Genomic DNA, 26,298 nt, shown 5'->3' with positions numbered 1-26,298 from the left:
TCATCACATCAGTAAAAGCATTGATTGAATATACTGATAAACATAAATAAGAAAAATAAGCCTTAAATCTTAGCAAAAGGAGCGTTGTCTCAACATGGATGTCCATTATAGAAAACTTGAAAATATGTACGCTGCTGCACCTATCAATCAGTTTTATTCACCAATAATGACCGTTAGTGAGGGGGTGGCGGAGATTGAAATTAATGCCAATTCATCATTACATCATTCTGCGGGGGCTGTTCACGGCTCGGTGTATTTTAAAATGCTTGATGATGCAGCTTTCTTTGCTGCAAGCTCACTAGAAAGTGAAGTATTTGTATTAACAACCTCATTTACGACTTATTTAACCCGACCAATTTCAGAAGGGGCTATGCGGTCAGTGGGGAAGGTGGTGAACAAAAATAAATCTCAATTTATTGTTGAAGCAGTGGTTTATGATGCAGAAAACAGAGAAATAGGACGAGGTAATGGTGTTTTCGTTCGTAGTAAACAGCAACTTGCTGATGTAAATGGTTACGGTGTTTAACCCATATGAAAGATATAAAAAAGGAGCTAATCAGCTCCTTTTTTATAATGCTACAAACTGAAATTAACGTTCCCAGTATGCTTCTTCCAAACAGTCTTCACGCTCTGGTAGGCCATGAGATAGGCGAGGTGCGTGTTGGATCAATACTTCATAGCTAACACGGTTAGAGTATTGGCAAATCTGAGAGAAAGACGAGTACGACAAGAAGTTCGCTGTGTGTTTCTCAGAATTAGGTACATTAACCTTGTGAAAACGGTTGGCAGACATATCGTGTAGAAGTGCAGAAAGCGCAGCATCACCTGCACCGTTTGTGTTTTTTATCTCAACGGGTCCACCAAGGTAAGGGGCGATGTGAGAGTAAACTCGAATAGGTTTTTCACACTCGCTTTTCGCCATTGGACGGCTGAATTCGTATTTATTGAATTCTGGGATCTTACCTGGAAGAAGTGGCAGTGATGATTCACGCTTCAATGAATCTTCGGTGTAACCCGCCATGTATAAACCAACAGGACCTGCAGTACACAGAACCATATCAACCCAATCAAGTGCTTTATCAGCAGCTGTCAGTGGATCTGTTTCACCGGTTAATGCTTCAGCTTCTTCTTCGTTCATCGCAACACAGGTTACGTGCTCTTTTAGAAACTCAATCCACCATTCGCGCTTATCTTCGATAACGTATTTAGTGCCCATAGTCAGTACTACTGGCACATTGTATTTTTTCGCGTATTCGATAGCTTTAAGCGCAGCGTCTTTCATTGGGTCTGTTGGCTTACCACGAACAAGGTAAGTTGATAGCACCAATGCAGAGGCTTTCTCAAATGCAGATTCAGGAATACTTTCTGGACGAAGTTGGTTCATTTGACCTTCGTTAATCGCGAAAGTACGTTCACCATCTTCACTGATAAGCGTGTAGCAACGACCGATAGGACCATTTACTGGCTGTAGGTAATCTAAATCCATACGACTAGAAGTGTTACATAAATAGCGGTATGCGTATGAACCGATTTTTAGATCTTGGCTCATTACACCAAGTAAGATTGATTTATCATCAGCTAATACAGAGTAGTTGTGCAATGTATTACCAATAGTATCGCCAGGATATTCGTGGCTAATAAGCTTACGATCTTTTAATTCTTTATAAAGCAATTCAGCTTTATCTACATCAAGAACGACAGATTGTCCCTTAGTGAGAGCATGTCTGGCTAAGAAGTCATCGTCAACGCGAGCTTCAATATCAACTATGGTTTGACCAACACCAATTAGATGTGATTTTGCTAATGGATTGTCTTGTTGAATTTGAACAACTAATGGATCGCGGGCATTGACAGGAAAGTAATGCTTTGACTTACGTTGACCAGGAAATTTCATGTCTTGATGGCTATGGAATTAAGGGATTTTGATTTATTCTAACATGAAAATGCGACTGGAATCTCATTTCTTTGAAATATCGTGTTGATAGTTGTTCTTTTGCTGTTTTTTTAAACGAGTCAAATAAAGTTACATGAAAAGAGGCTAAGAACTATGCTTTTAAGCTATTTATCAGTGTTGTGCGTTAGTTTTTGATAGGCATGAAATAGCAGTTATATTAGCTATTATGGTAATTTAAAAATTAGAAAGTTATAAAAAAAGCCGCACTAGCAGCTTTTTTACGATAAAACGACAGAATCAGTTAAGTCTTTTTAATTCTTCTTGTGCTGATTTACCACCAACAGGGCGGCTGACCGAAATAGAGCGGCCTTTTTTCATGCCTTTCTCATAATCATCAGTGAGTGCTTTCATTGCTTCTTGTAGTTGCTTTTTAAACGTTTCACGATCAAGGTTTTCAAATTGTTTATCAATATAGTTGGCCATACGTTGATCATGGTCATCGTCTGTCGTCAACTCAGGTAATTTTTCCAATGCCCCTTCAAGCCAGCCTGCTAAAAAAGAGTTCACACGACGTGTTACTTCTTGTGTACTAGTGCTAGTACCAGCAAAACTATTTCTGAATTGACCTGTTTGTTGGTTCATTTCTCGATATACAACATCAAAAGCAAAAGCGGCGAAAATTGCACGCTCTGCCATGCCAATGAATTCCGCTTTTTTTAAACCTTTATAATTAGTCAGTACACATTCCACGCCGAATCGACGGTTGATACCACGAATAATTTTTAAAATCTGCGCACTAATATCACTCGGTAGTAAGGTCTGAGATTTTGTTTTGCCCATTTTGATGAATTCAATATCGTCTTTCTCAAGACCATATTTGAGCATGAGGCGATGGGCCATACGAATAGCTTGCGCGGCTTCATTAACGTTAGCCGAGTTACCTAACTCTAAGCATTTTGCTATTTTCTTTAGCGCCTTTCGCTTTTGTTCAGACATTCAACATACTCACGATTTAAACAGGGCGCGTATTTTACCGCTTTAGTTGCTACTACATCAAGCGTAACGGCTATTAATAAGGGGAATTAATACTAAGAATTGAATATTTACTATAACAACTTACCACGGCAAAAATTTTTGCTGATATATATTTTCCTTATTATCTGATTACACGAAACAAAGTTATCGTGTAATCAGAAAGTTAATAGGAATAAAAGTAGAGGATGCTATTTTAATGCCGCCCGTTTAGCACGACGTTTGATATTTCCTGTTTTGGTCATAAAGTCGAATAGTGGTGCAAACAAGTTGGCAAATAAAATTGCGAGCATAATACCTTCTGGATAAGCAGGGTTAAGTACGCGAATGAATATGGTCATAACACCAATTAAAATGCCGTATGCCCATTTCCCTTTATTAGTAAATGCGGCAGAAACTGGATCGGTTGCCATAAAGAAAGTACCGAAAGCGACACCACCAATAACAAAATGCCAATAGAAGGGCATTGAGAACATGTAATTGGTATTTGAACCAACGGTGTTAAGTAGTAAAGAGGTACCTGCTAGGCCGATGAAAACACCTAGTACAATTCGCCACGATGCTATTCGCATAAAGATTAATATTAAACCTGTTAGTGCGATAAACAAGGTTGAGACTTCTCCCATTGAACCGGGAATATTACCAATGAAAGCATCAAACCATGAGATAGATTGACCGGTCATGTTATTCGTCAGTGCATTTTGACCACCTTCATACCACTGACTGAGTGGTGTCGCCCCTGAATAACCATCAGCTGCAACCCAAACAGCGCCTCCTGACATATTCGCAGGATAAGCAAAATATAAAAAAGCACGCCCAGCGAGTGCAGGGTTTAAAAAGTTTCGACCAGTACCACCGAAGATTTCTTTTGCGACAACAATACCAAAGGTAATACCTAGTGCTGCTTGCCAAAGTGGAATTGTCGGAGGAAGAATAAGTGCAAACAATATGGAGGTGACAAAGAAGCCTTCATTCACTTCATGCCGCCGAATGATGGCAAATAATACTTCCCAGAATCCACCAACAATAAAGACAGTAAGATAAACAGGGAAAAAGTAACTGGCACCAACTAAAAGATCACTGATCCAACTTGATTGCTGAACAGCGTCAAGAGACCCCCACACCCAGCTAAGTCGCCATGAGGAATCCAATGCTTGCTGAGCCGCTGTCGCATCAAGTCCGTATAACAACGCATTACTAGATTGTTGCCCTATATTGTACATACCCCAAATCATGGCGGGAAAAACAGCTAACCAAACCATGATCATAATACGTTTCAAATCAATACTATCTCTAACATGAGTAATACCTTTATTAACCTGTCCTGGGGTGTAGAAGATAGTTTCAACCGCCTCAAACAAGGGATAAAAAGTTTGGTATCGTCCACCAGGTTTGAATTTTGGTGATAGCTTATCTAAATAACTTTTAAGACTCATAACACTTCCTCCTATGTAGTATTACGAGCACTCGCCAAAATAGATCGCTTTTTAAGCAACTAAACGCTTTTCTTTTATCTAACATCTAGATATGTAATGAAAGATAAAATCAAATTAGCCATAAACACAGACTTTAAGTATAAATAGGAAAATTAGGTTGAAATCATGTCAACCTCAACGATAACCACAACAATGAGTACTCCCATATGACGACCGATTATGTGTCGATTGATGTGCCTTTTGAGTTTCGTCATACCTGTTGGTTTTGTGGCGAACCTTATTATGAAAGCCATGCCTTTATGGCAAAGCCTAATTATGATGGGCAATCTGCACCGATCATGGTGCCTTGCTGCCAAGAGTGTTTTGGTTTTACAAAAGAGATTAAAGTAAGCAGCCTTGATCTTTTGCGCGATAAAGTGAAAGAGAAACTGCATAAGAAGTACCAAAAGCATTTACAAATTGGTGTTAATTGGACTAAGCAAGAGCTTGAAGAGTGTGAATTTGAAGGCAAAGCACTTGAAGGTTTTCGTGAAAGCGGTTGGGCAATGTTTGAAATTGCAAAGGGGCGAGTCAATTACCGTGGATGGGCGGTAAGTATTGATGGTATTCCTGTTGAAGGGCTAACAACCGCGTTCCAATTTGAATTTGATGGCATTGTGTATACCAGTTTAAATCATGCCGTGAACCAACTGGCGACGGCATATGCGATCCCACAGCCCTATTTGGAACAGGTCATTGAATTGGTTGGACGCGATAAAATGGCGTATGCCTTGCGTTTTTGTAAAACAAGTTACGGTTATTCAAGTGCTGAAATTACCGCAAGTTTAGCGAGTTTACGTGCATTATTAGCGGAAGAAAAAGCTAACAAACAGATTGAAACTAGCAGTAATCGTCGTCTTAAAAACAACAAAGTCGCTGTTTCCGAAATTAAAGAGCTAATTTTACATCGAACGATGATTTCACCTTATGCCATTCAATGGGCTCTAGAGCATGGTGCAACCACACTGCAATTGTTAGCTGAACAAGAAGAGGCGTTTTTCGAGCACTTCAATAAAGAATCTGAATTAACAGCCTTTACTTATTTTAATGGATTACAAATTTACCTTGAGCAACGAGAAACCGATCCAGAGTGGGTCGTTAATTTTGATCCAAATAAGCAGCTATTTGAATCTTAATTAAACAGATTATTACCTATCCGACGGTGTGTAGCGCGTAAAAAATGCTATACACCGTTTATGTTTGAAGTAATCTTTAGCACTCGATATAAACGCTGAAATTTAATAAAGTAACCCAATCAACTAGCTTTGCGAAATTTCGTGCATTAAATTATCGATTTGGACAACCACTTTTTTACTTGCTTCTTCCATAGCGTTTATTGCCGTTACCACTTCTGACATATTGCCAGATTTTGCTTGGCTCATCGCTTCACGGCCCATTTCATGAACCGCTTTATGAGGTTCTTCCATTAATGCATAGCTTCTCAAGTGACTAAATACTTTGCCTTCACCATGGTAATACCACTGACCTAAACGACACTCCGAGTGGTTATTAATAACTTCATTAAATGCACCACGCTGTAGGAAGCTGTAAATATTGTTTTTCCAGATAGCATGATCAAGTTTAACTGTATCTAAAAAAGCACGCGTCGATGCAATATGAATAACATGCTGCATATGTTCAGATTGGCCAACCACCTCATTAACAATGGCACCGATTTGAGCGGAAGAAGCTGACACTTCTTCTGCGCAAGACTGGTTCTCATCAATCGATGATTTAATCTCATTAACCTGCGTAAGCACTTGGCTAACAAGTGTGTCTATCTGCTCGCTGGCTTCACTTGCTTTACCTGCTAAATTTCTAACTTCATCAGCTACGACTGCAAAACCACGCCCAGCTTCACCCGCACGAGCAGCTTCAATGGCGGCATTAAGTGCCAACAAATTTGTTTGGTCAGAAATCTCTTTTATTGTCGATACAAGGTGAGAAATTGAAGTGGCAGTGGTATCGAGTATTTTTACAGAGTCAGTACTTTGAGTGGCTTGAGAGCTAATGTTAACAGCACGGTTATCAAGGCGAGAAAGTGCCTGATGAGTTTGTGCAAACATTTCGTCTAGTTGTTGTAGCTGACGGTTTTCATGTTCCATTGATTGAGCACTTTCAACCATCTCATTACGGATAGTTGTAAGCATGTCGCCACCTTTTAGATTGCTCGACAATAACTCATTACTTTTATGGTTATCCTGCTTAGTCAATTGAACCAATTGTTGTGCTTCTTGAAGTTTATCTTCTAAGGCGATGACATCAGCTTGATACTTTTCTTTAAGGTCCGCTAACTCTTGCTTTAGCGCTTTATTTTCTGTCTCTACTCGTTTTCGTCCAAACATAGTTATTAAACCTTTATTTTTCAGCCGTGAAATACAATGAATCTTCCATAATGAAACTAATACTTGGTACTAATAAGTAAATTAAGAATATTATCTGCGAAATATGACTTTTATACCGTGACTTGTTACAAACATTTAAAAGATATGATAAAAATAAACAATGTGTTGTTAACAATCGAATAAGTGGGTGTGAATTTTATATAAGCCGTTCTAGTGGGACTGCTTCATCAAAAATATATTGAAAACATCAAGAATATTCATGAAAAAGTCTTTGATATTATAAAAAGGGGAGGTTGTCAGCACAAGTTCAACCAATATTGAACATAATTTTACGTTGTCGTTATTCAAGAACGATAAACTGTCTAATATTTTAATCAATCGTGAAGTTAGGAAAATAACAACTATTTCATTCCCCAAATTTTTTATGTGTAAATGACGACTTATTTAAAATTAAGAAATTCAACACTCTGAATTTTCAATGTGAACGGGGATGTTTTTTTATCAGCAATTAAAAAGCCTATTTGTTTGATGTCTTCTGCAAGAAGTTCGGGGGCGCCACTGAGTAACCTTCCTCTAAAGACAGCTTTAAAGTCATTAAAGTTAAAAGTTTTAATTTGTTGCTGTCCTTTGATCGTTTCAAATTCATGTTTGTAATTTATACGGTAGTCATTTTTCCAAGTAGTAATCCGTAATTGATATGTTCTACCATCACCAATATAGATAAGGTTTACCGCATTAATGTCAATAGTTAATGGTGATATTGTTCTGTTTACCGAGCTAAAACCGCCGTTATTAGCTAATGATAGCTCACCAGTAAATTGACTTACGTTGCCATCATAGGTGAATAGACCGGTAGAAATACCGTCCATTACATTATCATTTACAGCAGTCCAGTACTGATATTCATTAGGTTGAGTAAAATCAATCATATTAAGCCTTGATGCCAACGTGTGTTTAGAAAAAGTAATACACGTAAAGATTAATGCCAATAGCAATAAAAAGTGTTTAGATGGATTATATCGATAGATACTTAACAGCTTCATAGAAAACCTACATACCTTTATCGTTCGTGGCGAGCATAGCCAAGCATTGATGAGTAAAATCGGAATAATTAGCAAGTTTGTCGTACTCAACGTTAAGAGAACCATGAAACATCAGTGTTACCGTAACGTCTCTATAATTAAGCCAGCATGTGTAACCGTTATAATCATGCCACGCGTATATATCGCCAAGTTTATATCTATTATTGAGCTGTTCTCCTGTAGAGCGAGTATAGTCAAACACTCTAAGAAACTCTTTAATAGTCAGTTTTCTCTCCATTATGATCCTAAATATCTTTATGATTAAATTAATTATATACAATCAAAGATAGTACGATTTAAGGATATTAACTGATCACTCAAAATCATTAATAAAAGCTTTAGAAATAATGAGATAAAATTTTTAAAAAACATGACGTATTAAATGAATAGCAATGTTACTTTGATAAGGTATTGATAATTTTTTAACTATGGTCAAGAGGCAAGTTATGATTTATACAACAACAGAAACAGTTCCAGGTCGGGAAATTGAAACGATATTAGGTGTTGTTAATGGCAATGTCGTTCAATCTAAGCATGTTGGTAGAGATTTAATGGCGGGGTTGAAAAGTATTGTTGGTGGTGAATTGAAAGGCTACACCGAAATGCTGACTGAAGCACGAGCTATCGCGACCGAACGATTAGTGACAGAGGCTGAGAAGCTTGGTGCGGATGCCATTGTTGGCGTGAGGTTTACTACTAGCGCTGTTACTGATGGCGCATCCGAGATTATGGCCTTTGGTACTGCGGTTAAGTTACGAGCCTAAGGGTAAGATTCATCCATCCTTGGTCATTTTAAACTTAACGTAAGTATTGAAATACTCTTGTTAATGTTAGCTGCTGGCGCAGTTTGTTGATTAATACATTCTTATTAAATGGGTTTTAATGAAAGGAATTAGGATGGAAGAGCTTCAAGGTGGACGAGAAGGGCAAATTTTTTTTACTGAAGATAAAGTGTATCGTCCTAGTGGTTTCTGGTCAGAGTCCGTTCATCAGTTGTTGTTGCATCTTGAAAATAACGGCTTTGATGACGCGCCAAAGTTTTTAGGCTACGACAGCGATGGGAACGAGATATTGTCTTTCGTATCAGGGGATGTTTACAATTATCCATTAAAGGGAAATATTGCGACAGATGCTGCTTTAATTTCTGCCAGTAAGCTTTTACGCCAATACCATGATATTACTGCTTCATTTATTACTAGTCCATCATTTGAATCTTCGCAATGGATGCTTCCAAGTAGAGCACCGTATGAGGTAATTTGTCATGGTGATTTTGCGCCTTACAATGTTGCTTTAGATGGTGATAAAACAATTGGCATTTTTGATTTTGATACGGCTCATCCAGCTCCAAGGCTTTGGGATATTGCTTATGCTATTTATTGTTGGGCACCATTTAAAACCAATCAATATGATGCTTTAGGGGATTTAACAGCTCAATCCGCTAGAGCTCGTCTTTTTTGTGATGGTTATGGTTTATCAAATAAAGAGCGCGGGAAGTTAGTTGAAACAATGATTGATAGGATTCAAACCTTAGTTGACTTTATGCAAAGTGAAGCCAATAAGGGTAATGTTGACTTTATTGAGAATATTGATAATGGACATCATCTTGCTTATCTCAACGATATTGAATATTTGAAAACAAGTTCTCAATTTATAACGAATAGTATATATAAGTAAAAGTTAAGGCTGTTATTAATAAAAAGACCTTGGTCAATGTTTTATCTAAGTCTTTTATTTTAAATATAGAGCTTTTTTTATTGTGCTGTAAATCATGATTATATCAGCCCGGTTTATGTTCAACACCATTTTAAGAATCCGGTTTATCAACCGGAGCATTTATAAGTTAAATTTACTCAACAGGAATCAATCGAGAAAGTAGCTAACGGATATGAAAAAATCACCAATAACAACTTTACTGTTAGGGGGGATAAAAGTGGTGGAGTATTAAGTGTTGATAAAGGCGTATCTCTGATGACATTAAAGAAAAGCAATAATTTAAGAGCTAATAAAGCATTAACACGTTATCAATCGTAGTGTAAAAATAGTGATAAAAAAGCCCGTTAGTAAGAACGGGCTTTTATTTTATTACATGTATTTATACTTGTTCTGTTTACTGATTCTGGCGTGACCAGACCATGGTGTTGCCATCCTTATCAAATGCTAACACTTCATAAGGATCTTTTTTATCACCATATTCCATACCTGGTGATCCCATTGGCATACCACCTACAGCAAGGCCAATCATACGCTCAGGCTTACTTTCTAGGAAACGCTTAATTTCAGTTGCTGGAATATGTCCTTCAAAAGTGTAACCTTCAATCTGTGCAGTGTGGCATGACGCATATTCAGGACGTAAACCTAATTTAATTTTAATAGGCGTTAAGTCTTCTTCGTACACCATATCTAATTTAAAGCCATTGTCTTCCATGTGCTTAACCCATTCTTTACAACAACCACAGTAAGGTGACTGATAGTTAGTGCCTGAAATCGGTGCACTTGCTTGAGCTAATGAGGTGATAAATAAGCAGGTGGCAGCAAAGATATGTGAAATTTTCATCTGTAAAATCCTTCAAGTTGCGCGAATATTGTCGCGCTAAATAACCAAATAAAGTTGTGGAAAAATGCCGTTTAGTTATTTCGTTAAACGAGAGGAGGCCTTAGCTGTGTTTCACTAAAATAAACAGGTGTATTTGTTTGACTTGCATATAATTGAACACTATCAACAATCGCAGAAAACGCGAAGAAAGTTAACAGTGCGGCTTGTGTTTGTTTGCTATTGCAATCATCGTCATTACAGCATGATGATTTATCTTTAACCATTTCGGTGTTAGCGAGTGATGTATCTTCGATATGATTTGTATCACAAGAGGAAAGTGTTGTGATCTTCGTTGACAACATCGGCATTTCTTTATCGCAGCATTGTTCTGGTTGGACGGTTTCTATTAATGCTGTTGTCATTTGAAGACAATGTGTTTTAGGTACTTGATCAAAGCTAATGGTGCGTGCAATTACAGCGTTAGTAAAAACACTGAAAATGATAAATAGTGTGAGGATTGAACGACGACACAACGTAATCATATAAAAGCAAGCATTCCTTACATTACATTCGCTTATAGATATTAACTATTAGAAAGTATATATGAACATAATGTAAGTACAATATCGAGCTTGTAACAAGTTGTGTTATTGAAGCAGAGCTTAACGCGATTTTGACATTAATACCTACTAACTAGGCGTAAACTATTCTGACTATAGGAAATTACTCTGTTTAAAATAAAAAATGCGCTGTTAGGGCTAATTATGTTGTATACCGAAAAAGACCGTCAAATTTTGCATGATACATGGATGAGCTATAAAGCAAAAATGCGTATAACTCAAATAGAAATGGCTAAACAATTAGGATTAACACAACTGGAGTTTTCAGATATTTTGCGTGGCTCGACATTAATTGAGCAACAGTTTGTTAATGAATTTTGTGGAGCAATTGGCGTTGATCCTGTTTTAATTCTTCCATCAATGCGCGAAAGAATGTCCACTGGTCAGAGTACAAATTCATCGATTAAAAACACATTTATCTTTGATGGTGAAATTACTAATGTAACGTATTCTGGGAACCAATTAGTTGTTGAGTACGAACATAAAGCAACGTCGACACAATAAAGCTAAATAAATAGTAAAAAGGGCTCTTAATGAGCCCTTTTGATTATTTTTCTGAATCAATTTGCCATTCAGGGACAAATAAATAGAGCACAGCGGCCGATAGTATTGAACCCATAACGTCCGCTGGAAAATGCATACCTAGCCATAAACGGCTAATACCCACACCTACGGCCCATGTCATAAGTCCACCAGCTAATAAATAGTGGCGAGTACGTAATAAGAAGCCGCCCCAAAACAGAATACAAATCGCTGCAAAGATTGTGTGCCCTGATGGAAAAGAATAGTTAGTTTCACCTTCCCAACTACGAATACGCCATTGGCTAACATAGGCAGATGCTCTTTTAACAACGTTGTCTTTTTCACTTTTATTTAGTTGATAAAAGTTTTCAGGTGATGGGATTAAGTTTAAACGCTGTAGTTCATAGGTATAAGGACGAGGGATTGCCGTTTCATGCTTTAAAACTGTTTTCGCGCCAAAACTTAATACCAATAAAATTGCGAATTGAATCCACAATTTAATGATTTGTTTTTTAGGTAAACGGAATAAGACCGGTAATAAACACAGTAAGACGGTTGTGATAAGGAAGAAGGGGTTACCTGCCGTATCTGTTAATAAAGAAAATGATAAACCAGCCGCATCATTAATGGGATCGCTTAACAGAGGTACTGGGAATATAGAGATAGCAATAAAAAGTGCTAATGCAAAAAAAGCTAATGCCAGATAATTAACAAGTTTTTGAGAGATAAAAAACATCATGGTTACAGTCAATCAGTAATAGAGTATGAGTAGGTTGACCGTGGATTCTACTGAAAGTGCCATTGTAATGATATTTATTTTCAAAAATACGTTAAAAGGGATATTTAATGTCATTTTAGGATGTGGTTTTACTGGTGACTCTTTTACATATTAAACGTGCTAAATCGGCTGATTTATAAAATTGTGATATCTGTCACTTAGGATTGTGCTTTTAGAAGCAAACATTAAGAATCCTTAATCTTTTGCTTAATTTCAATTAAGAATCGAAGCGTATCATTAAGTTATCAAAAAAATTTAACCTTAAATTTAACTTTTAACGTGGAGAAGAGGATGAGTATTCTCGGAAATTTCCAAAAATTAGGAAATGCAATTATGTTTCCTATCGCAGTATTACCGATTGCCGGTATCTTACTGCGTATAGGTCAACCTGATCTATTAAACATTCCATTTATTGCCGCTGGTGGTCAGGCTGTATTTACCAACCTTGCTTTACTTTTTGCTATGGGGGTTGCCGCTGGTTTCTCTAAAGACAATTCGGCTCCTGCAGCAATTGCAGCTGCTGTTGGTTACTTTATCTTAATGGCGGCTCTTAAAACATTAAACCCAGATGTCGATCCTGGTGTCGCTGGCGGTATCATTATAGGTGTCTTTGCTGGCTTACTATATAATCGTTTCCATGCAATCAAATTACCTGAATTCTTAGGCTTCTTTGGCGGTAAGCGTTTTGTGCCTATCATTACTGGTCTTGTTGCACTTGTGCTTGCTTTTGCATTCAGCGTTATCTGGCCACCAATTCAAGATGGTATCAACCACCTTGGTCAATGGATCTTATCAAGTGGTGCGCCTGGTGAGTTTGTGTACGGTGTTGCTAACCGTCTACTTATTCCACTTGGTTTACACCACATCCTAAACAGCATGGTTTGGTTTGTATTCGGTAGCTACACTGCTGCTGATGGGCATGTTGTAACAGGTGAAATCTCTCGTTTCTTTGCTGGTGACCCAACGGCAGGACGAATCCTAAGTGGTTTCTTCCCAGTTGTTATGTTTGGTTTGCCAAGTGCTGCGCTTGCATTCTATGTAACAGCGAAGAAAGAAAACAAGAAAGTGGTTGGTGGTATGTTGTTAAGTGTTGCATTAACTGCATTCTTAACTGGTATTACAGAGCCAATCGAATTCATGTTCATGTTCCTAGCTCCTGCATTATATCTAGTACACGCTATTTTAATGGGTGTGAGCATTGTTGTAGCGTCAACACTTGATATTCATATGGCATTTAGCTTCTCTTCAGGCTTGATTGACTACATCTTGAACTACAACGCACCAGCTGCACACAACTCATGGGAAATTATCCCAATGGGTCTTGTGGTTGGCGCAATCTACTTCGTAATCTTCGTTGCAGTAATTAAGATGTTTAATCTTAAAACACCGGGTCGTGAAGATACACCAGCTGAAAATTCAAACCCTTCAAAAGCTAATGACGGTAGCAAAGAAGATTTAGCAAAAGCTTACCTAGCAGCATTAGGCGGTAAAGATAACTTAACTGATATTTCAGCCTGTATCACACGCTTACGTTTAGGTATTGTTGACCGTTCAGTTATCGATGATACAACACTTAAACAACTTGGTGCTAAAGGCGTAGTGAATGTAGGTTCTAATAACCTTCAAGTTATCCTTGGTCCTCAAGCTGAAATTATTGCTAACCAGATGAAGTCACTTTAAGACGTTAGCGCTAAGAGATTCGTGATTTCATAATTTCCCCCTATGGTCACGTTAAACGGTCTACCTTTTGGTAGACCGTTTTTTTGTCTTTAAAAGGTAAAGCCATGATCCTGTTACCTGAAAATTATATCTCTTGTGTATATAATGCGAAAATAAGCGGTGATAAGAAAATAATTAGGTATTAAATGAAAGTTCTCGTTATTGAAGATGATGTCACTACGCGTGAATTTATTGCGCAAGGATTGCGAGAGCATGGCTTTGTGGTTGATGAAGCAGAGGATGGTCATCAAGGATTAATGATGGCAACAAGTTGTGAATATCAACTGATTATTTTAGATCGAATGCTACCGATACTTGATGGTTTAAAAGTACTTGCAGCATTACGAGCAACAGAAAATGAAACGCCCATCTTAATTTTAAGTGCCATGGATAGTGTAGAAGATCGTGTTGCTGGATTAACTGCAGGCAGTGATGATTACTTAACCAAACCTTTTGCTTTAGCTGAACTCATTGCTCGTGCCAATATATTAGTTAAGCGTCATCAGTCTAGTGTAAATATTTCATCTGAATATAGCTATGACGACTTACGACTTGATATTAAATCTCATCGGGTATGGCGCGGATCTCGCTTATTAAATCTGCAGCAAAAAGAGTTCTTACTCCTGCAATATTTAATGGAGCATGCTGAAAGTGTGGTTTCGCGTATGAGTTTATTTGAGTCGGTATGGAGCTACCACTTTGATCCTAAAACGAATGTTATCGATGTACATATCGCAAACTTACGAAAAAAATTAGAAGAAGGTGGAGAGACCAGTTTGATCCATACCGTACGAGGTGCAGGTTATGTCTTACGCAGGCTCTGATCGGTTATCGCGTTCGAGTATTTTTAAAGTTCTACTCTATTTTATTTGTTGTGTTGCTATTATATTTATTCTGTTTATTAACCAAGTCTATGTTAATTCAGAAATTTTTTACCATAAACAGTTAGCAAAAGAATTAAATATTGAAATGACATTGTTTGAGCGTATGGTTCAAAAAGGTCATATTAATGCGATTCCTGATCTTGTTAAAGAGCATCAGCAAATCCAAAATGAGCTTGAGTATAGGATTATCAACAGGCCAGAGACGAATACTACGCTAACGTATCCAGCTGCATTATCAGATACAGAGCTTCGTGTTAATCGCCTTCAAAAGACGTTAAATTTACCTAATGATAAGGTGCTTATTATTGGTGTTAATCCTGAAATAATGCGCTCATACCGTGAGAATATAACACCAATGCTAGTTTCAGGCATTGCTGTACCCGTAATTTTGATGCTTGCGGGCGCTCTATTATTTGCGATTTCTATTTTAAAGAAATTAGAACGTGTTAATCATGGTATGAACCGGGTCAGCCTTGGCGAGAAAGGGGTGAAACTCCCTGTTAGTAAAAATGATGATGAATTTGATGTACTGACTATTCACCTTAATTTTCTTATTGAACAAGTTGAAAAAAAAGAAGAGTCATTAAAGGAACTCTCGGTTGGTATGGCACACGATTTGCGTACACCAATTGCAAGAATGAAACTTCGGCTTGAAAGCTTACTAGCAAAAGACACAGCGCCGTTTACCAAAGACTTAGAAGCTTGCCATGATGATTTGGAAGTACTACTTAGTATGTTCAATGGCATGTTAGAAATTTCTCATATCAATACGGGTAAACATAAAATTGATAAGCAATGGGTTAATTTATCTCAAGTTTGCCAAGATGTTGTTGATTTCTTATTACCTATTTCGGATGAAAAGAAACAAGTTTTATCATTTCGTGAAGATGAACCATACCGTGTAAAAGGAGAGCCTAGTCTACTTTTTCGTGCGATTTATAATGTAGTTGAAAACGCGATTAAATATACACCTGATGAAGGAGCTATAGACGTTGTCGTCGATCATTTTGGTGTGGTCGTGATTGATAATGGGCTTGGCGTATCGGATGAAGATAAAGGGCGTATAAAAGAGCCGATGTATCGTGCCGATAAAAGTAGGACGCATCAAGGTTTTGGCTTAGGGTTATCGCTTGTTGAAGCGGTGATGAAAAGTCATGGTGGTGATTTGGCTTTTAGTGATAATAACCCTGGTTTACGAGCGCGATTATATTTTCCTTTAAAACATGATCATAGATTGAATGAGAGATAAAAAAAGCCCGCTAATTGCGGGCTTTTTTGAATACTAAATATCACTTTTTCTGTTTAAACTTCTTCTGTTTGAAGATTATTATAGTGTTCTTTTTTAGCGTTAAAACGAGAAACCAAATCATCGATACCATCTTGGCAATAAGGTTTTAAGCCACTCATCAGCATACGTTTACGGCCAGTGCCTACAATCTCTCCATTTTCTTTAAAACAGAAGTTCAGTGCTACACTTCCACGCTTTCCATCAACATCAATATTTGAACTCGTTAGTTCTACATGAGGTGCTGTTAAATCTAGTCGACAGAACTCAAGTTCCATACTTTCGTAAATAACTAATGGTCGAGTAGGGTTGATCATTATGTCTTTAGATTTCATCAAAGGCACCATGATATGAGGGAAATTCATTCCTGAAAACTGAACGTAACTTTTAGTTATTTGAGCAATTAGATCTTGGTCATGGGTTATTTCACCTGAACGTGCAAGGTGAAGGAATTCCTTGCTTTTACTATCGACCAATGACAAGTCGGTATCGGATTCAGCTGAAATACTCAGTTCTGTACTCTCATTTATCATACCTGCAAACGTTACACGCATTTTTTGGCTGATACCAACATTGGCAAGTAAGACAGAGAAAAGTAGATCGCCAGGAACACAAAAGCGCTTATTGTCTGGATCGTGAATAGGGTTGAAATCACCCGCAATTCGTTTCGCAAAATCACTTGCTTGTTCACGAGTAAAAGAAAACTGACCACTTTTATCTGAATAGTATGTATCTAAAAACATGTTACGTATGAATACCTAAAATAGAGACTGCGCCTATTCTACAACATAAAGTGTTGTGTAATGGTCTAGCCAGATGAAAAACGAGTAGCTCTTAACTTATGTATAAATGCAAGCATTTATAATTGATACTTAATGACTTTTTATTGCGATTAGTATCATCTTTATTTTAATGTTAATTATATAGAAATGGCTGCATTTTTGTTTGAAATTTTCAACATAATGATAATATTGATTGCGTAATATGCTTAACCACTATTTTTTTAATGTTTTTTCCATGAAATCGATGATTGGTGTGTATATCAATAAATTATTCGGTATTATCATTGACCTGAAGAATAAAGAAATCTTTTGTTACAACTTAATATATAATAAAAGGTTTTTGTCGACTTCTAACGTGTAGAAGACGGGAAATAAAAAAGTAGCATGGAAGCTACATCTAAAAATAAAAAAGCCAAGCTACTTTAAGTAGCTTGGCTTTTAATATAGTGAAAAGCTGAAACGTCACATACGTATATCTAATGGAATAATTGTAACCTTATCACCGACTTCTGCATTTACTTGCTCTGGTGCTATTTCAATCAAGCAGTTTGCTTCACTCATCGAACGAAGTATACCTGAGCCTTGCGAGCCTGTGCTTTTCACCACTAAACGAGCATTAGCATCAAAACTCGAAATACCACGAGTATACTCAGTACGTCCTGAACGGGAACGAAGTTTTTCAATCGCGATAGCTTGATGCGTCTTCGGCTGCCAATTGATAATGCCTTGCTGTTTTCTAATAGCGGGTTCAACAAATTGTAAGAACGCAACCATTACCGCGACTGGGTTACCTGGTAATCCAAAGAATGGCACTTTACCTATAGTTCCAAAAGCAAGAGGGCGACCAGGCCGCATATTGATTCGCCAAAAGTTAATTTGACCTAACTTATCTAATACGGTTTTTATATAGTCTGCATCGCCGACAGATACACCACCAGAGGATAAGATCAAATCAGCTTGAGTGCTCGCTTGTGTTAAGGTTTTTTCAAGCGACGCTTCGTTATCATCAATAATACCGAGATCAACAACTTCACAGCCCAAGTTGGTGAGTAGGGCATACAATGTATAGCGGTTTGAGTCATAGATGCAGTTTTGTTTCTGCACTTCCCCCGGTTGCTGAACTTCATCACCGGTAGAGAAAATTGCAACACGGATAGGCTTGTTGATTATGATTTTATCAATACCCAGTGATGCCACCATACCAAGCTCTGGTGCTGTGATTGTCGTGCCTGCTGCAACGGCAATTTGACCTAATGCGAGATCTTCACCTGCTTGACGTACGTTTTGGCCTGCTTTGATTTTTCCCATTGATTTATCAAACGTGACCGTGTCACCTTTCTGGTTCACCTGCTCACGCATAATTACAGTATCTGCACCTTGTGGAACGGGGGCACCTGTCATAATGCGTACGGCTTCACCTGCTTGTAGAGTGTTATCGTAGCTATGGCCAGCCATTACTTGAGCAACAACATGATAGTTTTCACGATCTAAATCATCGCTACGAATCGCATATCCGTCCATTGCAGAATTTGTATGCTGAGGTACGTTAACTGGCGATAAAATGTCTTGTGCGACAATTTGTCCTAGTGCTTGATGTAGATTCACAGACTCGCTGTGATTTAATGACTTAATCTGCTCAAGAACTTTTCCTCGACCTTGAGCAACCGATAACATGCCTGCTGGATTTATATCGCTACAACTTAATGTTTGCGCTTCAGTGTTCGCATTGCTTTTCACGTAATCAATGACGAAATCAGTAATTTGGTCAAGATTATTGATATCCATTTGTGGCAATGTACTTTCAGCTGGGATATTCGCTGCGATGGCAATGATGTTGCCATCTTCTGGGTGTAGCCAAGGTTTGCCGACTTCTTTGCGGTGCAATTCAATTTTAGGGAAATCGAGCTTTTTAAAACCTTCCACCAAAATGAGGTCTAATTGGGTTTGATCTAATTGACTAAGCAAATAGGGAAGTTGCGCTTCTTCTCCTGGTGTTTCAGTCACTAATGCACGACGGTAACGAGAAGAGATCAACATTTGGCTTGCGCCAGCTTTACGAAGGCGATAGCTGTCCTTGCCTTCTTGGTCAATATCAAAATTATGGTGAGCGTGTTTTACCACGGCTACACGAAGTCCTCGCTCTACAAGTTTAGGCAACATTGCTTCAAGTAAAGTGGTTTTACCTGTACCACTAAATGCAGCGAAACCAAGTAGCGGTAAAGAAGCGTTAATTTGACTCATGTAGCACTCCAAATTGAGAGAGTTCTTCAGGGGTATTAAGATTCACAAAAGCCTCTGCTTGATCACTGAAATCAACCGTGATCATATTGCATTGACGGTAAAGCAGAATAATCTTACGGTCTCCATTAGTGAGAAAGGCTTCAAGCTTAGGTAAAATACGGCGGTGTATAAGTGTTACTACTGGCTGAATATGCTCGCCATTATGAGCGACGGCAATATCTGTTTCTTCTGTACAAGCCTTTGCCATTCTTGCAACTAAATCATGCGGAAGCTTAGGGCTATCACAAGGCACAAAACCGATCCAATCGTTATCAATATGAGAAAGTGCGGCATGCATACCGCCCAGAGGGCCTGGGTAGTCTTTAATGGTATCACCAAAGACTTCTCCAAATTCAGCGTAACCTTCATGGTTGCGGTTTGCATTGATGGTGATATGAGATGTTTGTGGGCGCAGCGTATCGATAACATGTTGAATTAATGGCTTATTAGCCAATTTAATTAACCCTTTATCATTGCCTCCCATACGGCTGGCTTGTCCACCAGCCAAAATAACCCACTGAGTTTGCTCAGGCGTAGGCATAGTTATCCTTATCTTTTTTAACAAGCTGCAAATCTGCACGCTCAATTAATTTTGTGTCATTGATTGTCCACTGGCGACGACATAAGTCGGTGAGTTCATTATGCTGGTGGCTAGTGATGACAAGGCTAGAGCCCCGTTCTAATAAATCTTTTGCTAATACAACTTGGCGGCTGATAGATTCTTTATCCATACTTGCACTGGATTCGTCCATCAGTAATACACTTGGCTTTAATACCCATGCTCGTGCCATTGCTACACGTTGGCGCTCACCGCCTGACAATACAGAGATATGTTCATCGGCAAGGGTTTCCAACCCAACCATTCTTAAGGCATTTATGGCTTCATTGCGGCGTTGTTGACGATCTCTAATAATATATTTTAAGCCATAACAGACATTATCAAACACTGTGGCATCAAACATATAAGGGGTTTGATGCATGTAGATAATGCCATTTTGATAGTATCCACCAAATAAGCGATTCAACCAATGGTGCTGAGTATTGATTTTTCCAGATGTTGGTTTCTGTAATCCTGCGAGTACTTTTAGTAACGTTGTTTTTCCAACACCGTTATCACCAGTGAGATAAATCGAATCTTGCGGTTCTAACTTTAACTGAGGAATATGGAAAAGTAGGCGATGTTTAAAACGAACAGAAAGATCTGTTGCCTCAATTGAAATATGCATCATACCAATACCCTCAGTTTAATTCGTACGCAAGTGGGCTTTGCCACGAGAGAACGATAAAATAAAGTTTAGACCGAGAGCGAGAAGTAATAATACCATTCCCAAGGCGACACCTTGTGCAAACGCACCTTTAGAACTTTCCAATGCAATGGCTGTCGGAATGTTTCTGGTTGAATTTAAGATATTACCACCAACCATCATAGAACAACCTACTTCAGTGATGATACGGCTAAAAGACGCAACAATTGCAGCTAATAAGGGAAAACGGCATTCCCACATAAGGCTCATTAAAGCTCGTGGGTAACTGGCCCCCAATGAAATTGCGGTTTCCCATGCCCGGCGATCACTGTTTTGAAAGGCGGCATGCATCATAGAAATTAAGATTGGAAAACAAATTAATATTTGTCCAAGAATCATTGCTCGTTGCGTAAACAGCATTTGCCAGTCACCTAAAGGACCTGAGCGCGACAGCAACATATACAGTAACAAGCCAATAACAACAGTTGGAACTGATTGTAGTGTATTAACAAAAGATAGGATTAGCCATCTACCTGGGAATTTTCCATAAGCAAGGGCGAAAGCAACTAATAGAGAAGGAATTAATACAATAGCAATGGCTAAAAGAGAAACTGAAAAAGAAACACCTACAATGCCCCATAGCGAACTATCTCCACTAAAAAGAAGTTGGATTGCTTGTTGTGTTGTTTGCCAAATATTCATTGTTATTTTTATCTAATATTTAATTGGTTACGCCGAACATGAACTTGATCCATCATAACAGAAGTGTTAGTTAGAGATGAGGATGTGTTCGGCGTACAATGTTACAAAATCAAATACAACTGTTCATTTATTGTCTAATCGCATCTGCAACAAACAGTTGTTCATCATGGCGTTGGTAATTGTTAATCATTGTTTGTGCTTTAGAGTTGACTAACCAATCGCTGAATGTTTTTGCGCCTTGGTAGTTAATGTCAGGGTAGCGGCTTGGATTAACTAAGATCACTTGGTATGGGTTAAATAGACGTTTGTCACCCTGAACCATGATTTCTAGGTGTAGCTTATTTTGGAAAGCAAGCCATGTACCACGGTCAGTTAGAGTATAAGCTTGTAACTCAGACGCCATGTTTAATGTAGGGCCCATGCCTTGACCGACAGCTTTGTAGCCACCGAAGTTAGGCTCCATTTTTGTTTGTGCCCAAAGGTTTAGTTCTTTTTTATTGGTGCCAGAATCATCACCACGAGAAACAAATACAGAATCTGTTTCAGCTATTTTTATTAGTGCGTTAGCAACGTCTTTATCACCATTAATTTTTGCAGGATCTGCCTTTGGACCAACAAGTACAAAGTCGTTGTGCATTAACTTTCGAGGAAGAACACCAAAACCATCATCAACAAATTTGGCTTCCGCTTTAGGCGCGTGAGTCATTACCAAATCAACATCACCATTTTCCCCCATGCGTAATGCTTTGCCTGTACCTGCAGCTAGAACTTCAACAGTGTAGCCCGTGTCTTTTTTAAATGCAGGCAAAAGGAAATCAAGTAGCCCTGAGTGATAAGTACTGGTTGTTGTTGCTAAACGAATTGTTTTGTTTTCTTTATTATCGGTTGCGGCATGACTAAGGCTTGCTGCGGCTAAGCTTAAAATAACTAAACTCGTTTTAAAAAAATTCATACGGTTCCTTGGTTTACAGACTCAACGTAAAATAAAAGAGACAATGTGAGACCTTTCGTCTCAATAAATAGCTTATGCGCCTATAAGCAAATAAAATGCCAGAATATATAAGAGTTATATTATGCGATCTTGGATTGTGTAAACCATTGATTATAAAGTGCTATTTTTTCTTTTTTTGCGCTGTATCATTATTCTGCTTTAAATGTATTTTGACTTTTATCTAGGCGGTGAGACAAAATGTCGCATCTTTTTTATGGGTAATAATGTCCCTTATGTCTGATCTTGAATTAAATACGCCTTGGACTGCCGTGTCTGTACTGGTAGTTGATGATGAACCCGGTATGCGTGCCATCTTAAAAAAAGCATTAAGTAAGAAGTTTGCTCAGGTTGATACCGCTGGCAGCATTGAAGAAGCGGAAGAAATCAGAAAACGCTGCCACTTTGATTTATTAATAGTCGATATAAATTTACCTGGGCGTTCAGGGATTGAATGGCATGAAGCGTTTGATCCAAATACACGTCGCAGTGATGTTATTTTTATGACAGGTTACGCAGATTTAGAGATGGCGATTCAAGCACTACGCGCAGGGGCATCAGATTTCATCTTAAAGCCGTTCAATTTAGAACAAATGATGCAGTCAGTAAGCCGTTGTATTGAACGTCGATTAGTTGAACGTCAAAATTTCGCACTACAACGCGATGTGGAACGTAGCTATCCCGTTGATATTATCGGGGATGCTGCAAGTACGCAAAAAATGAAAAAGTTGATAACTCAACTAGCACCATCGATTGCTGCTGTATTGGTTGAAGGTGAATCTGGTACAGGTAAATAGTTGGTGGCTCGTGCGCTTCATCAGCTAAGTAAACGTACCGGACCATTTGTACCTCTAAACTGTGGCGCGATTGCGCCTGATTTATTGGAAAGTGAATTGTTTGGTCATGTTTCTGGTGCATTCACAGGTGCAAAGAAAGGGCGTGATGGTCTATTTCGGGTAGCAAATAACGGCACACTGTTTTTAGATGAAATTGGTGAAATGCCGTTATCCATGCAATCTTCGTTATTACGTGCGCTTGAGCAAAAAGCGATACGACCAGTAGGTGCAGAGCGAGAAGTGAATGTTGATGTGCGTATTGTGGCTGCAACGAATAGAAATCTTAAAAAAGAAGTGGAAGAAGGACGCTTTCGTCAAGATCTATATTATCGTTTAAATGTCCTTACTATTGAATTACCCGCATTACGTGAGCGAATAGAAGATATTCCAGCATTAGCACACCATTTTACTCAGCAACTTTCGAAAGATTTAGGAATGAAGCCAATCAGTTGGGCTCATGAAGATATTCTAGCGATGCAAGCCTATCAATGGCCGGGTAATATTCGTGAATTACGTAATATGATGGAACGTTGTATTTTATTAGGTAAATCGCCTTCTGAATATTGGCAGGAATTAAATGGAGATATGCCTGTAATATCATTACCAGATAAAACGCCAACAGAATCTCATAGTGATGAGAAACAACCATGTCAGTGTCACGACGGTGAACAAGAGCAATATTGTTACCCAGTAAATTGGACGTTAAAAGATGTCGAAAAAGCGCATATTATGCAAGTAGTAGACTCTAATGAGGGTAATAAGTCTGCAGCTGCTCGTCAGCTTGGTGTCGCACGTAAAACATTAGAACGTAAATATAAAGAATGGGCTGAAGAGTCTGCATTATGCGAATAACCAAAGTGTTAATGCGCCCTAAAGCATTTATATTGTTATGGTTAAGGCGGTTTCGAACTATGGTTCGTTATCGTCTATTATTCTTAACGTCTGTCCCTATTATCATTACATTATTTACGTTAATTGGTTTAACTTTTTATTGGACAGTGACTTACACTTGGCAAAATGCGTTAATGAATGTAAGGGCTGATTTAGCCGTTTCTCACCATAGTCTGGAGTTATTACAAAAAGAGCAGCGCATGGAATTGCAGTCAATGGCTGACTCTTACGATTTCCAATATCGTTTACGTTTTGATGAGTCCTCCTTGAGTAACTGGGTACGTTCTGAAAACCAACAATATAAACTGGATTTTATTGTACTTCATCCTGCATCAGCATTGGGCGAGTTCTCTAAGCAAGAACGCCGTTTATTACTAGAAGGAAAAGAACAAACATTTTTTCAAGTACTAAATCGTAGAGAACTAGCGGCATTGAATAGTGATTTACCTGCTCGTGCGCAAGTGCCACTGCTCAAAGAAAATAAGACAGAGCAGAAAGGGTTAGTTAGTCGGAGTTTAATCCCCATTTTTAATAATGAAGGGCACCTTCAATGGATTCTTGATGGCGGCATATTGCTCAATAATAGTACGCTATTGGTTGATAGAATTCGTGATTTAGTTTTTGCGTCTGATACGTTACCAACGGGCAGTATTGGCACAGTTACTATCTTTATGAATGATGTTCGTATCAGTACGAATGTACCATTGGATAGTAAAAATCTGGTTGGGCGAGCAGTAGGTACTCGCGTCTCAGACGAAGTAAGCCGTGAAGTACTTAAATTTGGAAAGATCTGGGTTGATAGAGCTTATGTCTATGATAGTTGGTATGTTTCTGCTTATGAACCGTTACGCGATATAAACGGTAAAGTGATTGGTATGCTTTATACCGGCTATTTACAATGGCCGCTGATCAAAACCTTTTTAACTAATATTATTGAACTAGGCATCGGTATCATATTGGTGCTGATTATCTCTGGTATTGTCGTATATCGGGGATCTCGTGATTTGTTTTTACCCATTGAAAAAATCTATCAAGTAGCAAAATTAGTTCAGATGGGTTCTGATCGTCGAGTGGGTAAATTAGATGTCTACCCCGATCACGAACTGCAAATTTTGGGGACTCAGTTTGATACCATGCTGGATCAGCTTGAACAGCGTAATCAAGTGATAAAGCAGGCTGCAGCAGAATTAGAAGAAAAGGTTGATCAGCGTACTCATAGTTTGCATCATAAAACCGAAGAATTAGAACAACATATTAAATTGCTTAATCAAGCAAGATCTAAGCTAGTGATTAGCGAAAAGTTAGCCGCTCTAGGTGAATTGACTGCAGGTATCGCCCATGAAATTAATAACCCTCTTGGGGTTATCTTGGGCAATGTGGAATTGATCCAATTTGAGTTAGGGGATAATACGGTTCAAGTTCAAGAAGAGTTAGATGCAATCCATGCTCAAATTGATCGTATACGTAATATTACTCGAAGTTTGTTGCAATACAGTCGTCAGGGTGGCGTACAAAATGAAGTGACATGGCATCACCTGAACCAGATTGTTGAAGAGAGTTTAACCTTAGTACGTTCAGGAACAAAAAAGCTATCAGTCACTTTTGTCGTTGAACTTAATGCGAAATGCAGCGTGGAAGTTAATCGCCACCAATTGTTGCAAGTGTTAGTGAACCTTCAAATGAATGGTATTCATGCCATGGAAGATAAGGGGCGATTAATCATTAGAACTGAAGATTGGATTGATGAGCAGGGGCAATCCAACGGTGCAATTGTTCGTGTTATTGATCATGGCTGTGGTATTGCGAAAGAAAATTTAGAACGAATATTTGATCCATTTTTTACTACTCGTCGCTCAGGTACGTGGCTTGGTCTCTCTGTTAGCCAAAGTTTAATTGAAGATATTGGCGGAGAGATAACGGTTGAATCTGAAATAGGTCAAGGTACAACGTTTTCCGTCTATTTAAGACAAAAAGCATCTACAAGCAATGATCTAGAACTATTGATGATGTCTTAGTTATTATTACAACAAAAGCCCCTTGGTATTTATCTAAATAAGAAAAATACCAAGGGGCTCTTTGTTATATGTGTACTTTAGAAATTACATGAACGATAAGCCAATAAGTAGAAAGGCTAGAGAGGTAAGAGAAATACGAGTAATTAAACTCAGGTGGGTAGGGTTGATCATTTCTTGATGCTGCATAGACACTCCTTTTATTTATTATAACTTAAGCATAGTCGAAGAATGTCGTAAATGTGAGTTTTTTTCTTAAAAAATAATAGGCTAGGAAGTTTGTGAGAAAAATACTTAATACAGGTTTAAAAAGCAGTATACCTACATACTTTGAAGTTTTTTCAAATCATGGTTTATGATAGTTCTAAAAGCAAAAAGCCAGCAATATATGCTG

Annotated in this window: 24 protein-coding genes and 2 pseudogenes; 10 read left to right on the top strand and 16 right to left on the bottom strand. The window is 38.2% G+C overall.

Annotation, left to right across the window (positions count from 1 at the left end; all coding sequences use genetic code 11):
• Window positions 1–94: 94 nt before the first annotated feature.
• Window positions 95–526 (top strand): PaaI family thioesterase, encoded by a 432-nt coding sequence (locus SKA34_RS11550; protein ID WP_006645710.1) that lies wholly within the window; start codon window positions 95–97, stop codon window positions 524–526.
• A gap of 63 nt (window positions 527–589) precedes the next feature.
• Here the strand turns inward: SKA34_RS11550 and SKA34_RS11545 are convergent, their stop codons facing one another.
• The 3 genes from SKA34_RS11545 to SKA34_RS11535 all read right to left on the bottom strand — a co-directional run bounded on the left by SKA34_RS11545 (window position 590) and on the right by SKA34_RS11535 (window position 4,362).
• Complete coding sequence (locus SKA34_RS11545) at window positions 590–1,894, bottom strand: inosine/guanosine kinase (RefSeq protein ID WP_006645709.1); 1,305 nt, start codon at window positions 1,892–1,894, stop codon at window positions 590–592.
• A gap of 297 nt (window positions 1,895–2,191) precedes the next feature.
• A complete protein-coding gene (locus SKA34_RS11540; protein WP_006645708.1) occupies window positions 2,192–2,890 on the bottom strand; it encodes a DUF2786 domain-containing protein in 699 nt (232 codons plus the stop codon).
• A 227-nt stretch (window positions 2,891–3,117) separates the two neighbouring features.
• Window positions 3,118–4,362 carry an NADH:ubiquinone reductase (Na(+)-transporting) subunit B gene (locus SKA34_RS11535; RefSeq protein ID WP_006645707.1) on the bottom strand — a complete coding sequence of 415 codons (1,245 nt, stop codon included), beginning with the start codon at window positions 4,360–4,362 and terminating at the stop codon, window positions 3,118–3,120.
• 206 nt (window positions 4,363–4,568) lie between these two features.
• On the opposite strand from SKA34_RS11535, the gene SKA34_RS11530 reads away from it, so the two are divergent.
• Entirely contained in the window at window positions 4,569–5,537 is a 969-nt protein-coding gene (locus SKA34_RS11530) for a hypothetical protein (protein WP_006645706.1), read from the top strand.
• Window positions 5,538–5,660: 123 nt separating this feature from the next.
• Here the strand turns inward: SKA34_RS11530 and SKA34_RS23920 are convergent, their stop codons facing one another.
• From SKA34_RS23920 to SKA34_RS11515, 4 genes and pseudogenes are all read right to left on the bottom strand, one after another.
• The gene (locus SKA34_RS23920) at window positions 5,661–6,035 is read right to left on the bottom strand and encodes a CZB domain-containing protein (protein WP_369750681.1); all 375 of its coding nucleotides are present in this window, start codon (window positions 6,033–6,035) and stop codon (window positions 5,661–5,663) included.
• A 45-nt stretch (window positions 6,036–6,080) separates the two neighbouring features.
• Window positions 6,081–6,329, bottom strand: a pseudogene (locus tag SKA34_RS23915) (methyl-accepting chemotaxis protein); the annotation flags it as partial.
• A gap of 857 nt (window positions 6,330–7,186) precedes the next feature.
• Entirely contained in the window at window positions 7,187–7,675 is a 489-nt protein-coding gene (locus SKA34_RS11520; protein ID WP_006645704.1) for a CIA30 family protein, read from the bottom strand.
• A 121-nt stretch (window positions 7,676–7,796) separates the two neighbouring features.
• Entirely contained in the window at window positions 7,797–8,066 is a 270-nt protein-coding gene (locus tag SKA34_RS11515; protein ID WP_006645703.1) for a DUF3081 domain-containing protein, read from the bottom strand.
• A 208-nt stretch (window positions 8,067–8,274) separates the two neighbouring features.
• On the opposite strand from SKA34_RS11515, the gene SKA34_RS11510 reads away from it, so the two are divergent.
• The gene (locus SKA34_RS11510; RefSeq protein WP_006645702.1) at window positions 8,275–8,592 is read left to right on the top strand and encodes a heavy metal-binding domain-containing protein; all 318 of its coding nucleotides are present in this window, start codon (window positions 8,275–8,277) and stop codon (window positions 8,590–8,592) included.
• A 133-nt stretch (window positions 8,593–8,725) separates the two neighbouring features.
• The gene (locus SKA34_RS11505) at window positions 8,726–9,502 is read left to right on the top strand and encodes a phosphotransferase enzyme family protein (protein WP_006645701.1); all 777 of its coding nucleotides are present in this window, start codon (window positions 8,726–8,728) and stop codon (window positions 9,500–9,502) included.
• 433 nt (window positions 9,503–9,935) lie between these two features.
• Here SKA34_RS11505 and SKA34_RS11500 read toward each other — a convergent pair whose 3' ends face one another.
• Window positions 9,936–10,382: a DUF411 domain-containing protein gene (locus SKA34_RS11500; RefSeq protein WP_006645700.1), complete on the bottom strand. Its 447-nt coding sequence runs from the start codon at window positions 10,380–10,382 to the stop codon at window positions 9,936–9,938.
• Window positions 10,383–10,465: 83 nt separating this feature from the next.
• Window positions 10,466–10,903: a hypothetical protein gene (locus SKA34_RS11495; protein WP_006645699.1), complete on the bottom strand. Its 438-nt coding sequence runs from the start codon at window positions 10,901–10,903 to the stop codon at window positions 10,466–10,468.
• A gap of 222 nt (window positions 10,904–11,125) precedes the next feature.
• On the opposite strand from SKA34_RS11495, the gene SKA34_RS11490 reads away from it, so the two are divergent.
• Complete coding sequence (locus SKA34_RS11490; protein WP_006645698.1) at window positions 11,126–11,485, top strand: helix-turn-helix transcriptional regulator; 360 nt, start codon at window positions 11,126–11,128, stop codon at window positions 11,483–11,485.
• A gap of 43 nt (window positions 11,486–11,528) precedes the next feature.
• Here the strand turns inward: SKA34_RS11490 and SKA34_RS11485 are convergent, their stop codons facing one another.
• A complete protein-coding gene (locus SKA34_RS11485) occupies window positions 11,529–12,242 on the bottom strand; it encodes a phosphatase PAP2 family protein (protein ID WP_006645697.1) in 714 nt (237 codons plus the stop codon).
• 330 nt (window positions 12,243–12,572) lie between these two features.
• On the opposite strand from SKA34_RS11485, the gene nagE reads away from it, so the two are divergent.
• The 3 genes from nagE to SKA34_RS11470 all read left to right on the top strand — a co-directional run bounded on the left by nagE (window position 12,573) and on the right by SKA34_RS11470 (window position 16,133).
• Complete coding sequence (gene nagE, locus SKA34_RS11480; RefSeq protein ID WP_006645696.1) at window positions 12,573–13,961, top strand: N-acetylglucosamine-specific PTS transporter subunit IIBC; 1,389 nt, start codon at window positions 12,573–12,575, stop codon at window positions 13,959–13,961.
• Between the two features lie 185 nt (window positions 13,962–14,146).
• On the top strand, window positions 14,147–14,824 hold the full coding sequence (locus SKA34_RS11475) for a response regulator transcription factor (protein ID WP_006645695.1): 678 nt from the start codon (window positions 14,147–14,149) through the stop codon (window positions 14,822–14,824).
• Window positions 14,805–16,133 (top strand): HAMP domain-containing sensor histidine kinase, encoded by a 1,329-nt coding sequence (locus SKA34_RS11470; RefSeq protein WP_006645694.1) that lies wholly within the window; start codon window positions 14,805–14,807, stop codon window positions 16,131–16,133. The genes SKA34_RS11475 and SKA34_RS11470 overlap by 20 nt, the downstream gene beginning before the upstream one ends.
• A 53-nt stretch (window positions 16,134–16,186) precedes the next feature.
• On the opposite strand, the gene SKA34_RS11465 is transcribed toward SKA34_RS11470, so the two are convergent.
• The 6 genes from SKA34_RS11465 to SKA34_RS11440 all read right to left on the bottom strand — a co-directional run bounded on the left by SKA34_RS11465 (window position 16,187) and on the right by SKA34_RS11440 (window position 22,129).
• A complete protein-coding gene (locus SKA34_RS11465; protein WP_006645693.1) occupies window positions 16,187–16,912 on the bottom strand; it encodes a DUF3581 domain-containing protein in 726 nt (241 codons plus the stop codon).
• Between the two features lie 501 nt (window positions 16,913–17,413).
• Complete coding sequence (locus SKA34_RS11460; RefSeq protein ID WP_006645692.1) at window positions 17,414–19,192, bottom strand: bifunctional molybdopterin-guanine dinucleotide biosynthesis adaptor protein MobB/molybdopterin molybdotransferase MoeA; 1,779 nt, start codon at window positions 19,190–19,192, stop codon at window positions 17,414–17,416.
• A complete protein-coding gene (gene mobA, locus SKA34_RS11455; RefSeq protein WP_006645691.1) occupies window positions 19,179–19,772 on the bottom strand; it encodes a molybdenum cofactor guanylyltransferase MobA in 594 nt (197 codons plus the stop codon). The genes SKA34_RS11460 and mobA overlap by 14 nt, the downstream gene beginning before the upstream one ends.
• The gene (locus tag SKA34_RS11450) at window positions 19,759–20,457 is read right to left on the bottom strand and encodes an energy-coupling factor ABC transporter ATP-binding protein (RefSeq protein ID WP_006645690.1); all 699 of its coding nucleotides are present in this window, start codon (window positions 20,455–20,457) and stop codon (window positions 19,759–19,761) included. Before SKA34_RS11450 ends, mobA begins: the two co-directional genes overlap by 14 nt.
• Window positions 20,458–20,475: 18 nt before the next feature.
• Window positions 20,476–21,177, bottom strand: coding sequence for an ABC transporter permease (locus tag SKA34_RS11445; RefSeq protein ID WP_006645689.1), 702 nt, complete (start codon window positions 21,175–21,177; stop codon window positions 20,476–20,478).
• Between the two features lie 127 nt (window positions 21,178–21,304).
• Window positions 21,305–22,129, bottom strand: coding sequence for a substrate-binding domain-containing protein (locus SKA34_RS11440; protein ID WP_006645688.1), 825 nt, complete (start codon window positions 22,127–22,129; stop codon window positions 21,305–21,307).
• Between the two features lie 263 nt (window positions 22,130–22,392).
• On the opposite strand from SKA34_RS11440, the pseudogene SKA34_RS11435 reads away from it, so the two are divergent.
• Together SKA34_RS11435 and SKA34_RS11430 are read left to right on the top strand one after the other, a co-directional pair.
• Window positions 22,393–23,853 (top strand): annotated as a pseudogene (locus tag SKA34_RS11435) (sigma-54-dependent transcriptional regulator).
• A 59-nt stretch (window positions 23,854–23,912) separates the two neighbouring features.
• Window positions 23,913–25,907 carry a cache domain-containing protein gene (locus SKA34_RS11430; RefSeq protein WP_006645685.1) on the top strand — a complete coding sequence of 665 codons (1,995 nt, stop codon included), beginning with the start codon at window positions 23,913–23,915 and terminating at the stop codon, window positions 25,905–25,907.
• Window positions 25,908–26,298: the final 391 nt, after the last annotated feature.

Origin of the sequence: Photobacterium sp. SKA34 (genome assembly GCF_000153325.1) — a bacterium.
GTDB lineage: Bacteria > Pseudomonadota > Gammaproteobacteria > Enterobacterales > Vibrionaceae > Photobacterium.
The sequence above is the reverse complement of the archived record's forward strand: the minus strand, read 5'-3'. Positions and strand labels throughout refer to the sequence as shown.

Excerpts from the sequence above, each read along its gene's own strand:
- SKA34_RS11465 (WP_006645693.1), bottom strand. The coding sequence starts at position 16,912 with ATGTTTTTAGATACATACTATTCAGATAAAAGTGGTCAGTTTTCTTTT.
- SKA34_RS11535 (WP_006645707.1), bottom strand. The coding sequence starts at position 4,362 with ATGAGTCTTAAAAGTTATTTAGATAAGCTATCACCAAAATTCAAACCT.
- SKA34_RS23920 (WP_369750681.1), bottom strand. The coding sequence starts at position 6,035 with ATGCAGCATGTTATTCATATTGCATCGACGCGTGCTTTTTTAGATACA.
- SKA34_RS11550 (WP_006645710.1), top strand. The coding sequence starts at position 95 with ATGGATGTCCATTATAGAAAACTTGAAAATATGTACGCTGCTGCACCT.
- SKA34_RS11445 (WP_006645689.1), bottom strand. The coding sequence starts at position 21,177 with ATGAATATTTGGCAAACAACACAACAAGCAATCCAACTTCTTTTTAGT.
- SKA34_RS11505 (WP_006645701.1), top strand. The coding sequence starts at position 8,726 with ATGGAAGAGCTTCAAGGTGGACGAGAAGGGCAAATTTTTTTTACTGAA.
- SKA34_RS11475 (WP_006645695.1), top strand. The coding sequence starts at position 14,147 with ATGAAAGTTCTCGTTATTGAAGATGATGTCACTACGCGTGAATTTATT.
- SKA34_RS11540 (WP_006645708.1), bottom strand. The coding sequence starts at position 2,890 with ATGTCTGAACAAAAGCGAAAGGCGCTAAAGAAAATAGCAAAATGCTTA.
- SKA34_RS11530 (WP_006645706.1), top strand. The coding sequence starts at position 4,569 with ATGACGACCGATTATGTGTCGATTGATGTGCCTTTTGAGTTTCGTCAT.
- SKA34_RS11520 (WP_006645704.1), bottom strand. The coding sequence starts at position 7,675 with ATGATTGATTTTACTCAACCTAATGAATATCAGTACTGGACTGCTGTA.
- SKA34_RS11460 (WP_006645692.1), bottom strand. The coding sequence starts at position 19,192 with ATGAGTCAAATTAACGCTTCTTTACCGCTACTTGGTTTCGCTGCATTT.
- nagE (WP_006645696.1), top strand. The coding sequence starts at position 12,573 with ATGAGTATTCTCGGAAATTTCCAAAAATTAGGAAATGCAATTATGTTT.
- SKA34_RS11430 (WP_006645685.1), top strand. The coding sequence starts at position 23,913 with ATGGTTCGTTATCGTCTATTATTCTTAACGTCTGTCCCTATTATCATT.
- SKA34_RS11545 (WP_006645709.1), bottom strand. The coding sequence starts at position 1,894 with ATGAAATTTCCTGGTCAACGTAAGTCAAAGCATTACTTTCCTGTCAAT.
- SKA34_RS11485 (WP_006645697.1), bottom strand. The coding sequence starts at position 12,242 with ATGATGTTTTTTATCTCTCAAAAACTTGTTAATTATCTGGCATTAGCT.
- SKA34_RS11495 (WP_006645699.1), bottom strand. The coding sequence starts at position 10,903 with ATGATTACGTTGTGTCGTCGTTCAATCCTCACACTATTTATCATTTTC.
- mobA (WP_006645691.1), bottom strand. The coding sequence starts at position 19,772 with ATGCCTACGCCTGAGCAAACTCAGTGGGTTATTTTGGCTGGTGGACAA.
- SKA34_RS11470 (WP_006645694.1), top strand. The coding sequence starts at position 14,805 with ATGTCTTACGCAGGCTCTGATCGGTTATCGCGTTCGAGTATTTTTAAA.
- SKA34_RS11500 (WP_006645700.1), bottom strand. The coding sequence starts at position 10,382 with ATGAAAATTTCACATATCTTTGCTGCCACCTGCTTATTTATCACCTCA.
- SKA34_RS11510 (WP_006645702.1), top strand. The coding sequence starts at position 8,275 with ATGATTTATACAACAACAGAAACAGTTCCAGGTCGGGAAATTGAAACG.
- SKA34_RS11515 (WP_006645703.1), bottom strand. The coding sequence starts at position 8,066 with ATGGAGAGAAAACTGACTATTAAAGAGTTTCTTAGAGTGTTTGACTAT.
- SKA34_RS11450 (WP_006645690.1), bottom strand. The coding sequence starts at position 20,457 with ATGCATATTTCAATTGAGGCAACAGATCTTTCTGTTCGTTTTAAACAT.
- SKA34_RS11490 (WP_006645698.1), top strand. The coding sequence starts at position 11,126 with ATGTTGTATACCGAAAAAGACCGTCAAATTTTGCATGATACATGGATG.
- SKA34_RS11440 (WP_006645688.1), bottom strand. The coding sequence starts at position 22,129 with ATGAATTTTTTTAAAACGAGTTTAGTTATTTTAAGCTTAGCCGCAGCA.